The sequence below is a fragment of the Tenacibaculum sp. IB213877 genome, assembly GCF_034043975.1.
GTDB lineage: Bacteria > Bacteroidota > Bacteroidia > Flavobacteriales > Flavobacteriaceae > Polaribacter.
The window spans coordinates 620,045-632,256 of record NZ_JAXCHH010000001.1 but is presented as its reverse complement, the minus strand read 5'-3'; the positions used below and the strand labels follow the sequence as shown (position 1 = coordinate 632,256).

At 30.8% G+C, this 12,212-nt stretch carries 11 protein-coding genes; 6 read left to right on the top strand and 5 right to left on the bottom strand.

Annotation, left to right across the window (positions count from 1 at the left end; translation table 11 throughout):
• Positions 1–27 precede the first annotated feature (27 nt).
• Positions 28–405: a DUF1573 domain-containing protein gene (locus SLH33_RS02750; protein WP_320417530.1), complete on the bottom strand. Its 378-nt coding sequence runs from the start codon at positions 403–405 to the stop codon at positions 28–30.
• 138 nt (positions 406–543) lie between these two features.
• On the opposite strand from SLH33_RS02750, the gene SLH33_RS02745 reads away from it, so the two are divergent.
• Positions 544–3,183, top strand: coding sequence for a valine--tRNA ligase (locus SLH33_RS02745; protein WP_320417529.1), 2,640 nt, complete (start codon positions 544–546; stop codon positions 3,181–3,183).
• A gap of 71 nt (positions 3,184–3,254) precedes the next feature.
• Here SLH33_RS02745 and SLH33_RS02740 read toward each other — a convergent pair whose 3' ends face one another.
• From SLH33_RS02740 to SLH33_RS02725, 4 genes are read right to left on the bottom strand one after another with little or no spacing between them, the layout of a single operon-like run.
• Positions 3,255–3,983, bottom strand: a complete 729-nt coding sequence (locus SLH33_RS02740) for a head GIN domain-containing protein (protein WP_320417528.1) — start codon at positions 3,981–3,983, stop codon at positions 3,255–3,257.
• Positions 3,984–4,001: 18 nt separating this feature from the next.
• Positions 4,002–5,078, bottom strand: a complete 1,077-nt coding sequence (locus SLH33_RS02735) for a hypothetical protein (protein ID WP_320417527.1) — start codon at positions 5,076–5,078, stop codon at positions 4,002–4,004.
• Positions 5,065–5,595, bottom strand: coding sequence for a hypothetical protein (locus SLH33_RS02730; RefSeq protein ID WP_320417526.1), 531 nt, complete (start codon positions 5,593–5,595; stop codon positions 5,065–5,067). The genes SLH33_RS02735 and SLH33_RS02730 overlap by 14 nt, the downstream gene beginning before the upstream one ends.
• Positions 5,585–6,151: an RNA polymerase sigma factor gene (locus SLH33_RS02725; RefSeq protein ID WP_320417525.1), complete on the bottom strand. Its 567-nt coding sequence runs from the start codon at positions 6,149–6,151 to the stop codon at positions 5,585–5,587. Before SLH33_RS02725 ends, SLH33_RS02730 begins: the two co-directional genes overlap by 11 nt.
• Positions 6,152–6,368: 217 nt before the next feature.
• Here SLH33_RS02725 and SLH33_RS02720 point away from each other — a divergent pair, with 217 nt between their 5' ends.
• The 5 genes from SLH33_RS02720 (at position 6,369) to SLH33_RS02700 (ending at position 12,165) form a co-directional block, all read left to right on the top strand.
• A complete protein-coding gene (locus SLH33_RS02720) occupies positions 6,369–7,223 on the top strand; it encodes a hydroxymethylglutaryl-CoA lyase (protein WP_320417564.1) in 855 nt (284 codons plus the stop codon).
• A gap of 4 nt (positions 7,224–7,227) precedes the next feature.
• The gene (locus SLH33_RS02715; RefSeq protein WP_320417524.1) at positions 7,228–8,049 is read left to right on the top strand and encodes a hypothetical protein; all 822 of its coding nucleotides are present in this window, start codon (positions 7,228–7,230) and stop codon (positions 8,047–8,049) included.
• A gap of 31 nt (positions 8,050–8,080) precedes the next feature.
• Positions 8,081–9,661 (top strand): bifunctional metallophosphatase/5'-nucleotidase, encoded by a 1,581-nt coding sequence (locus tag SLH33_RS02710; RefSeq protein WP_320417523.1) that lies wholly within the window; start codon positions 8,081–8,083, stop codon positions 9,659–9,661.
• Positions 9,662–9,770: 109 nt separating this feature from the next.
• Entirely contained in the window at positions 9,771–10,964 is a 1,194-nt protein-coding gene (locus tag SLH33_RS02705; protein ID WP_320417522.1) for a DUF4856 domain-containing protein, read from the top strand.
• Between the two features lie 97 nt (positions 10,965–11,061).
• A complete protein-coding gene (locus tag SLH33_RS02700; protein ID WP_320417521.1) occupies positions 11,062–12,165 on the top strand; it encodes an imelysin family protein in 1,104 nt (367 codons plus the stop codon).
• The last annotated feature ends 47 nt before the right edge of the window (positions 12,166–12,212 follow it).

Genomic DNA, 12,212 nt, shown 5'->3' with positions numbered 1-12,212 from the left:
ATTTTTTTATAATTTATATTGGAAAGATTATCCTTGTGGAGCATCTTTAGAAATATAACCTTTAATTTTTAACATTTTTCTTTCCTCTTTAGCGTTAGAGTAAATAGTAATTGCTTTAGAGAAACCTCCTAATCTTTTAGTATCATAAGAAACTTCAATTTGTCCTTTTTCACCTGGCATAATTGGTTTTTCAGGTTTTTTAGGAACAGTACAACCACAAGTAGACTTGATATCTTTAATAATTAACGGAGCTTCACCAACATTTGTGAATTCAAAAACTCTCTTTCCTTCAGAACCTTGAGCGATTTTTCCATAATCAATCGTTTCAGATTCAAACTTAAATTCTTGAGCAGATACTGTTAAAGTAATAAAACAAACTGCAATAAATGATAAAATTGTTCTCATAATTTTTAATAATTGTTTAGGGGTTGCCTTGTTACAAAAATACATTTTTTTTTAGTTATAAAAAATCAACCTCTAATTTTCTGTACGTCATAGATAGTTGTATTTTTGCATATCGTATTTCAAAAATAATGCCAAAAAATGAATATTCCATCAAAATATAATGCAAAAGATGTAGAAAGTAAATGGTATGACTACTGGATGAAGCATAATTATTTTCATTCTGAAGTTGATGATCGTGAACCATATACAATTGTAATTCCGCCACCAAACGTAACTGGGGTTTTACATATGGGACATATGTTGAATAACACCATTCAAGATGTGTTAATACGTCGTGCACGTTTGCAAGGTAAAAATGCATGTTGGGTTCCTGGTACAGATCATGCTTCTATCGCTACTGAAGCAAAAGTAGTTGCAAAACTAAAAGAACAAGGAATTGATAAGAGCGATATTTCTAGAGAGGAGTTTTTAAAGCATGCTTTTGAATGGAAAGAACAATATGGAGGCATTATTTTAGAGCAGCTTAAAAAATTAGGAGCTTCATGTGATTGGGATCGTACTAAGTTCACCATGGATGATGATATGAGTGAGTCGGTAATTAAAGTTTTTGTTGATTTGTATAATAAAGGCTTAATTTATCGTGGTTACCGTATGGTAAATTGGGATCCGGAAGCAAAAACAACACTTTCTGATGAAGAGGTGATTTACGAAGAGCGTCAAGGAAATTTATATTACTTACAATATGATATCGTTGATTCTGATGAAAAAGTAACCATTGCTACTACGCGTCCGGAAACTATTTTAGGAGATACAGCTATTTGTATCAATCCAACTGATGAGCGTTTTTCGCATTTAAAAGGAAAGAAAGCTATCGTGCCGTTATGTAATCGTGAAATTCCAATTATTGAAGATGAATATGTAGATGTTGAATTTGGTACAGGTTGTTTAAAAGTAACACCTGCGCACGATGAAAACGATAAAGTTTTAGGAGAAAAACACAATCTTGAAGTTACAGATATTTTCAATGAAGATGCTACGTTAAACTCTTTCGGGTTACATTATCAAGGGAAAGACCGATTTGTAGTTCGTAAAGAAATTTCTAAAGAACTTGAAGAAAAAGGATATTTAGTTAAAATTGAACAGTACATCAATAAAGTAGGTACTTCTGAAAGAACCAAAGCAGTTATTGAACCAAGATTATCAGATCAATGGTTCTTAAAAATGGAAGATTTAGCAAAACCTGCTTTAGAGGCTGTTTTAGGTGAAGATAGAGAGGTAAAGTTATATCCGAAGAAATTTGAAAATACGTACCGTCACTGGATGGAAAATATTCGTGATTGGAATATTTCTCGTCAGTTATGGTGGGGACAACAAATTCCAGCGTTCTATTATGGTGATGGTAAAGAAGACTTCGTTGTAGCTGAAAGCCTCCAAGAGGCATTAGTACTGGCGCAAGAAAAAACAGGAAATTCATCACTTTCTGCTTCTGATTTACGTCAAGATCCAGATGTTTTAGATACTTGGTTCTCATCTTGGTTATGGCCAATTTCAGTTTTTGACGGAATTCGTAATCCAGAGAATGAAGAAATCAACTATTATTACCCAACAAACGATTTAGTTACGGGTCCAGATATTTTATTCTTCTGGGTTGCTCGTATGATCATTGCTGGTTACGAATATAAAGATGCGCGTCCGTTTGAAAATGTATATTTAACTGGATTGGTACGCGACAAGCAACGTCGTAAAATGAGTAAATCGTTAGGAAACTCACCAGATGCGTTAAAATTAATTGAAGATTATAGTGCAGACGGAGTGAGAGTAGGGTTGTTGTTAAGTTCAGCAGCGGGTAACGATCTATTATTTGATGAAGCACTTTGTCAGCAAGGAAAAGGTTTAGGTAACAAAATTTGGAGTGCTTTTTATTTAACTACACTATGGGAAAAATCAGATAAAAGAGAACAACCACAAGCAAGTAAAATTGCTATTGAGTGGTATAAAGCGAAGTTTCAAAAAACGTTAGCAGACATTGAAGATCATTACAGTAAATATCGTTTAAGCGATGCTTTGATGGCGATGTATAAGTTGATTTATGATGATTTTTGTGGATGGTTATTAGAAATTGTAAAACCAGCTTACCAACAACCAATTGATGCTAAAACGTATAATGAAGTTATTGCTATTTTTGAAGATAACTTAAAGATTTTGCATCCGTTTATGCCGTTTATTACTGAGGAAATTTGGCAGCTTATTGCAGATAGAAGTCCAGAAGAGGCATTAATTGTAGCTAAATACCCAGAAGTACAAGAAAGTAATGAAAGTTTAATAACTGATTTTGATTTTGCTTCTGAAGTTGTTTCAGGTATTAGAACCATCAGAAAAGAAAAGAATATTGCTTTTAAAGAAACGATTGATTTATCAGTAATCAATAATGAGAAGGTTTCTAATCAGTTTGATTCGGTAATTCAGAAGTTAGGAAATGTTGAAAAATTAGACTATATCACTGAAACCTTAGAAGGAGCAATGAGTTTCCGTGTAAAGTCAAACGAATATTTTATTCCGATTTCTTTAGATAATATAAATGTAGAAGAAGAAATTCAGAAGTTAACAGAAGAATTAAATTATACTGAAGGTTTCTTAAAATCGGTTCAAAAGAAGTTGTCTAACGAACGTTTTGTGAGCGGAGCACCAGAGCAAGTAGTAGCGAATGAAAAGAAAAAAGAAGCGGATGCTTTAGCAAAGATTGAAACACTTAAAGCTAGTTTAGCAGCATTACAATAAAGATAATAATACCAATAAATAAGAAATCCGTTGTTAGCTAACAACGGATTTTTTTATGTGTTTTAGTAAAATTAATCTCTTTTAATTACATCTCCAGAACCAACAGAGTTAGTGTCAATATACTTAGGGTTTCCTTTATAATAAACACTTCCAGATCCAACAACATTAGCGTCAATTTTATGGGTTACAGATGTTTGTACACTACCAGAACCAGCTATACTTGCTTTTAAATTATCAGTTTTCAAGTCATAAGCTTTTACACTACCAGAACCAGCAATTGAGCATTTAAAATTTTCGGTATTTCCTTTTAATTTAATGCTTCCAGAGCCGCCAATAGAACTGTTTACTGAGTTTGCATCTACATCAGCTTCGATATCACCTGAACCTCCAATTGCAAAAGAAACTTTATCAGATTTTATGCGTTTTTTAGCGATTACATTTCCAGATCCACCTAAAGAAATTCCATCAATCTTTTCAAAAGGTACCGTAACAGTTAAACGACGGGTTGTACGAATATTAACATTATCTTTATGTTTAATTTTTAAAGTTCCCCCTTTAACTTCTGTAATTATATACGGCATAATATTTTCTTCTCCTTCAATGGTAACTTGTCCTTCTTTACCATCAACAAGAATGACATCAAATGAACCGCCAACGCTAACATCATCAAAATCATCTACAGGTCTTTTTTCGGTAATTACTTTACCGTTTCCTTTTACCTTTTTTGAACTCCACCACCCTTGTGCATTTGTAGAAATACCTATTAGTAAAGTGAAAGTAATTAATAAAACTTTTTTCATGTTATAATAAATTAGTAGTTAATCATTTGTTTTGATAGAAACTCCGCCATAACTAGATTTTATAGAGATATTAGAGTTTGAATTTCCGTTACCAAAAGTACCTTCATAATACTTTTTGGTTGATTTTTTAATGCTTTTAAACATTTGTACTTGATGCTCAGGGTATCCAAATTCGGCATAGCTTAAACTAACAGTAAAATTGAAGTTGTTGTTGGTTGGAGTTTCAATTTTAACGCTAGCATAACTGGTGTTAATGGTCACGTTTTCAAAGTTTTTAGCAAGATTTTTTACTTTAATGCCTCCGTAATCGGTATCAATTTTTAAGTTCTTTTTAATAGTACCAAACCGCATTCCAGCATAATCTGAATTACCTGTTACGTTTGTTGCTTCATCAACTGTAATGTTTCCATAATCACTATTAAAAGAAAAATTATTTACTTTTTCAATTGTAAGCGTAGTATAATCTAAGTTAGATTTTATTTCATCTGCTTCAATAATTTCAAGTTTTGAATAATCAGCATTAATACTACCCGATTTTAAGTATTGAATTTCAGAATTGCTACAGTAATCTAATTCAATAGTATTAGAGTTATTCAATAATTTTTCAATTTCAATTTTACCATAATCGCAATTAATATTAGCTTTTCCTTCTAAAATACCTAGTTCAATTCCACCATATTTATTATTGAAGTCGGCATTATTGGTTTTAGGCATATTAACAAAGTAATTTATCTTAAAATTTACATTGTTGTTATTTCCCCACCAAGACCAATTAGATCTATTATTTTCAATTCTTGTACGAGCTTCTACTAAGTTTTTAGTAGCTTCAAAATCAACATCAATAGCATCAAGTTTGTTTTCAACCCTGTTTAAATCATTACCCGATACTGTTATTTTTACGGTTATTTCTATTTTGTTTTCATTCCAAGTAGTAACATTAATATCTCCATATTTATTGTCAATAAAAAGAGTGGCGTTTTTATTTACACTATATTCTTTTTTTAGAGTTTTGCTCTTTTCATGCTTTTTTATTGGGTTTGAAAAAGCAAAAAAAGGAAATAAAAGAAGTAAGTATAAAATATTAGATGATTTCATTTTCTATTAAATTTAAAGAGGATGGTTTGTTTATAATTTCTAGTTGATCAAGTAATTTTTCTAAAACAATTAACCGTTGTTGATAATTACTAATCATATTTTGAATTACTAGACGCTTGTTAACGTTGTTATTAAGTTCGCTTTTAAAGTTGTTGTATTGATCTTCCAGTTCTTCAATTTCATTTAAAGCGTCTTCAATAATACTTTCTGTTTCTATATTTCTATACTTTTCAACTTGTATAAGCTCTTGGTTAATAGTGTTTACAAAAAAGTTTTGAGCTTCTGCCATTTTGGGTGAAACATCCGCTAAATCATATTGTCTTTTTTGATGATAGCTACCTAAATAAAAACCTAATAGTAATATTACTGAGGCAGCAATACTTAACCATTTCCAAGATGAACTTTTTGTTTTTTGGGGTTGCTGTAATTTTCGTAAAAAACGAGCTTCGTGGCTTGAATGAGGTTCATGAATATCAAAATTGGTATTCGAAAAAAACTCTTGTAATTTATTGTCCATAAATCTGTGTTTTTTGTTGGTTTACAAGTAAAACTTGTTTTAACTTCTTTTTTGCTCTAGATAAAGTTGTTCGTACATTTTCATTAGTATACTTTAAAATTTGAGCAATTTCTTCATAATCATATCCTTCAATTAAATTGAGTGTTAACACCAATCTGTAATTATCTTTTAAATTATTGATAGAGTTCAGTACATTTTGCGTCTGTAAATTTTCATAATGAATTTCTTCTTCCTCAAACTCATTTTCAGAAACAACTTGCATTTTTACTTCGTCATATCTGTTGTTTTTTTTAAGTTGAGTTAAACTTTTATTAACAACAATTTTCTTTAACCATGCGCCAAACGTAACTTCACCTTTAAAAGTGTTTAGTTTGGTAAAAGCTGTTAAAAAAGCTTCTTGCATAATATCTTCTGCTTCAAATTCATCTTTTAAAATTCTAAAAGAAGTATTATACATTGCTTTGTAATAACACTTATACACATCCATTTGTGCAGTAGTATCATTTTTTTTACAGCGTTCGATTAGTTGGGTTATATGTTGATTTTTTGCTTCCAATGAAACGTTTCTAATTCAAAGACTAAGTACTGTTTTAATTGTGACACTTTTTGTTTAAAAGTAATAAATTATTTAAGTAGATATTAGTCTTTAGCATACTTTTTTACATCGATTAATCGTGTATTTATTTGATTTTTAAGTCGTTAAATATGATTTGTAAATCTTTAACATTCATCACAAAAAATATTTTAAAATATCTTTTATATTTGGCATAATGATTGACAAAGTAAAAATCATAGAGTGTCCGAGAGATGCAATGCAAGGAATAAAAAGTCATTTTATTTCTACTGAATTAAAAGCTAAATACATCAATTCTTTACTAAAAGTAGGTTTTGATACGATAGATTTTGGCAGTTTTGTATCTCCAAAAGCAATACCTCAAATGCGTGATACAGCAGAGGTGTTAGCCAAGTTAGATTTGTCATCAACAAATAGTAAATTATTAGCAATAATTGCAAATATTAGAGGTGCTAATGATGCATGTCAATTTGAAGAAATTGATTATTTAGGGTATCCATTTTCAATTTCTGAAAATTTTCAAATGAGAAATACCCATAAAACCATTGCACAATCTGTTGAGATTTTACAAGAAATTTTAACCATTGCAAATAGAAATAATAAAGAGGTTGTAGCGTATTTATCAATGGGATTTGGTAATCCTTACGGTGATCCATGGAATGTAGATATAGTAGGAGAGTGGACGCAAAAACTTGCAAATATGGGAGTTAAAATAGTATCTTTGTCTGATACAATAGGAAGTTCAACACCAGAGGTAATAGACTATTTATTTGCCAATTTAATACCAGAGTATCCTCATGTAGAGTTTGGAGCTCATTTGCATACTACACCTACTACTTGGTTTGAAAAAGTAGATAGTGCCTATAAAGCCGGGTGTAAACGTTTTGATGGAGCAATTAAAGGATTTGGAGGATGCCCTATGGCAAAAGATGAATTAACGGGCAATATGCCAACAGAAAAATTGTTATCGTATTTTACAACAAAAAAAGTTGAAACAAATATAAAACCAATGAGCTTTGAAAGTGCTTATAACAAAGCGTTAGAAGTATTTTAGATGTATGAAAATTAAAGTTTTTATAGTATTTTTATTAACCACTTATTTCCATCAGCCTCCCGCCTATGAAAATAAAGAGGAGAATATTGGCTCATGGCAAATAAGAAATGGAGTACTTATAGAAAGCAAAAATTCTCCTGAAACAAACCTCGCACAATATAATTGGAATATTTTTTACACTATTTTTCCAAAAAAAATTACTCAAAAATATATTAAAAGACTTGTTTTGTTTACTGATGGGGTAGATGAAAAAACAGGCGCTTTAGGAGCTTTAAATGAAAAGAATACCGAGTGGCAGCTGGTACTAGATACTGCAGATGTTAATTTTAAAAGTGAAAGTAGAGAAAGGATTAATCAGTCAATTTATACTTTAGTTCATGAATTTGGACATTTAATAACATTAAATAACACCCAAATAAAGCCTTCTGAAAAAAAGAATCAATCATCTGATGAACCTTATGTTACTATTGAAGGAGAAGCACTAAAAGAAAGTTATATAAACTTATTCGTAGATCGTTTTTGGAGTGGAGGATTGCTTGATCAATGGGATGTAATTCAAAAAAAATACTGTTTTACTGAGCAAAAGAGTTGTTTTGAAAAACTATACGGTTTATATAATGAAAATTATACAGACTTTATTACAGACTACGCAGCAGAAAGTCCGGAAGAAGATTTAGCTGAAAGTTGGACTGCCTTTGTATTACATAGTAGAATAGAAGATCCGGAAACGGTTGCAGAACAAAAAATAAACTTTTTTTATCAGTTCCCAGAATTGGTTCAATACCGTAGAATCATTCGTAAAAATATTCGAAGATATGTAGAATAGTTTTGTGTAAATTTGAGTAAAAATTTTCCAAATGAAATTACTCAGATCTACATTGTATATGCTGTTGTTAATACTTGCTTCTGCATGCACAACCACCCTATCAACAACATCTTCTAAATCTGTCAAAGAAGTTTCATTAAAATCACAACAAAAATCCTTATTTCAACAACAATCAGGTAAAATTTACTTTACCATATTACAGTTAAATGATGTATATGAAATTGCACCTATCCAAGGAGGGAAATATGGAGGTATGGCTCGTGTAGAGTCACTTCACAAAGAATTATTGACAGAAAACCCAAATACACTCTTAGTACTAGCTGGAGATTTTTTGAATCCATCATTATTAGGAACCCTAAAAGTTGATGGAGAAAGGATTAGAGGAAAGCAAATGATTGAAGTAATGAATGCTATGAATTTTGATTTAGTAGTATTCGGGAATCATGAGTTTGATTTAAGCTATGAGCAACTTCAAGGTAGGATAAATGAAAGTAAATTTGATTGGATATCATCAAATGTTTTTCATAATTTAGGAGGAAAGAATCACTATTTTCATAAGGTGCAAGAAGGAAAAAAAGAAGCTTTGCATGATAGTTATATTCAAGAGTTTTATAAGAACGGAAAAGCTTTTAAAGTAGGATTTATTACTGCTTGTATTGATTCTAATCCCAGAAGTTATGTAAGTTATAGTAATGCTTTGGTAGAAATTGAACGCTCCTATAATGAAATCAAAGACAAAGTAGATCTAGTTATAGGTTTGACTCATTTACAAATAGAAAAAGATAGGGAAGTGGCTAAACTGTTGCCAAATGTTCCTTTAATTATGGGCGGACATGAACATACAAATAATTATGAAGATATTGATGGAGTAAAAATTGCAAAAGCAGATGCCAATGCTAAAACGGTTTACATCCATAGATTTGAATACGATCCAGTTACTAAAAAAGTCAATTTAAAATCAGAATTAAGAACTATTGATTCATCTATACCAGAAGATACAGAAGTAAAGCAAGTGGTAAATAAATGGCAAAACATATTAAATATGAAAGTTACTGAGGTTGTAGATAGTCCATATAAAATTATTTATAAAACAGTTGAACCATTGGATGCTAGAGATACACCAATAAGGTCTGTTCAAACAAATATGGGAAACATTATTGCAAAATCAATGAGTTATGCTTATAATGATGAAGTTGATTGCTCCTTTGTTAATGGAGGTTCAGTACGAATAGATGATGTTCTTAAAGGTGAAATCAATTCTGTTGATATTTTTAGAGTTTTACCTTATGGAGGCTCAGTACTTAAGGTTAAATTAAAAGGCAGTTTACTTAAAGAAGTCCTAGATTTTGGGTTGCGTGCTTCTGGAAAAGGAGCCTATTTACAACATTATAAAATATCTCAAAATTCCGATAAGCAATGGTTAATTAATAATCAGCTTATACATTCAGAAAAGATTTATACAATTGCAACTACAGATTATTTACTAAAAGGATTTGATATACCTGTTTTAAAAGAAACAAATCCTAATGTTATTAGTGTATATAAACCAAAAACTAATGAATTAGCAGAAGATATTCGAAGAGCTGTAATTAAGTTTCTTCAAAATCAGTAGTTTAGATTGATTTTTTATTTTTATTTAAAATAAATCCAAATAATTTTTTGGAGTAATTATTTTGTTCAATACTTTTGTCTAAAATTATTAAAACTTAATCTAAATAAAAATGAAGAAAATAATTCTTTCAGTAGTAGCTGTTTCAGCTACAATTTTTACTTCTTGTTCAGATGATAATAATACGCCTGCAGAAATAACAGCACCGGCAACATATAAATTTGAAAGAAGCGGAAGTTCTACAGTAAGTTTTTCAGGACAAACAACTCGTATATTAATGGCAGAACAGTTAGTAGCTGCTTTTAAAGACCCTAATAAAACTCAAGAAGAATTAAATGCAATGTTTGCGCATGCAGAAGGAGATGCTGATTTTTCTAACTCAGATTTAAACGCTTCTTCAAAAAATATTCGTAGTAAAACGGCAGCGTCATTAGATTATTTCTCTTCAAATACTACAGAGGCTAATGCTATTAAAACAAAGTTTGATGGTTGGATTGAGGCTCAAGTAACAGAAGTATTTCCTAACTGGGAGGTAGCTGCAGAAGCAGGTGTTGCAGGTCAAATACAACAAAACGGAGGAGGATCAATCCGTTATGTAAACGCAAAAGGATTAGAATTAAACCAAGCATTTGCTAAATCTTTAATAGGTGGTTTAATGGCAGACCAAATGTTAAACAACTATTTAAGTGTAAATGTATTAGATGAAGGAACTAATGTAGAAGACAATGATGCAGTAACTTTAGTTGCAGATAAAAACTATACCACTATGGAACATAAGTGGGATGAAGCTTACGGATATTTATACGGAGCTGAAACTGATGCTGCATCACCTGTTTTAGGAGCAGACAGCTTTTTAAACAAATATGTAAACAGTGTAGATAGTGATGATGATTTTGCAGGAATTGCTAATGATATTTATGAAGCCTTTAAATTAGGTAGAGCTGCAATTGTGGCAAAAGATTACCAATTAAGAGACAAACAAGCTGAAATTATTAGAGAAGCTGTTTCTAAAGTAATTGCGGTAAGAGCAGTACATTATTTACAAGGAGGTAAAGCAAATTTAGGAACTGATATGGCAGCAGCGTTCCACGATTTGTCAGAAGGTTATGGCTTTATTCAAGCTTTACGTTTTACTCGTAGTGCTAGTACTAATCAACCTCATTTACCAGTTGCTGAGATTGAAGCTTTCTTAGGTGTTTTAATGGATGGAAATGGATTTTGGTCGGTTTCAGCAGATGCATTAGATCAAATTTCAATTAGAATAGCTACAGTATATGGTTTTACAGTTGAAGAAGCAGCTAATTAAAATCTATTCTAAATAAAAATAAATCATTAAAAAGTAGCTGTTTTTACAGCTACTTTTTATATTTGCATCAACTTTATTTAGAATAAATAGAAATAAAATGTTGAAAAAAATAGCCATATTACTCATAGCATCTATTGTTATAATTTCTTGTTCTGGTTCTTCTGATGGTCCTTCTGGAACTACAGATAACTTTGATAGAGAAGCACTATTGTCAAACCTAGCTAATAATATTATTGTTCCGGCTTTTGCTGATTTCAAAACTAAAATAGACGGCTTAAAATCTTCAGCTGAAACATTTTCACAAACTCCAGATCAAACAAATTTAGATGCGTTAAGACAAGCGTGGTTCAACGCTTATAAAACATGGCAGCATGTAGCAATGTTTGATATTGGTAAAGCAGAAGAATTACAATTTGTATACTTTTTTAATATCTATCCGTTAACAGTTGCAGATGTTGAAGCTAATATAGAAAGCGGTACTTATGATTTGAACCATGCTAATAATCATGACGCACAAGGTTTTCCAGCATTAGATTATTTATTACATGGAGTAGGAGCTGATGATGCAGAAATTTTAGCTAAGTATACTACAGATGCTAATGCAACTAATTACAAAAAATACATTACAGATGTTGTTGCTAAAATGGATGAAATTACAACAGCAATTGTAAATGATTGGAACGGAGCTTATAACAATTCATTTATAACATCTTCAGGAAATACAGCTACAAGTTCTTTAAATAAATTTGTAAACGATTATATTTTCTATTATGAAAAGAGATTAAGAGCTAATAAATTCGGAATTCCAGCAGGAAATTTCTCAACAACTGCGCTACCAGAAAAAGTAGAGGCTTTTTATAAGCAAGATATTTCAAAAGAGTTGGCTTTAGAAGCATTGACTGCTGTTCAGAATGTTTTTAATGGAAAAGCATATGGTAGTTCAACAACTGGAGAGAGTTTTAAAACGTATTTAGAGAGTTTGAACAGAAGTGATTTAGCTACATCAATAACTAATCAGTTAAATACAGCAAAATCTCAAATTAATTCGTTAGATGATAATTTCTATCAACAAATAAATACAGATAATAATCAAATGACAATGGCTTATGATGAATTACAAAAAGCAGTTGTTTTATTAAAAGTAGATATGTTACAAGCTTTTAATGTAAGTGTTGATTATGTAGATGCAGATGGAGATTAATCTCAAAAATATATAACTACAAAGCTGTCTGACTCCAGACAGCTTTT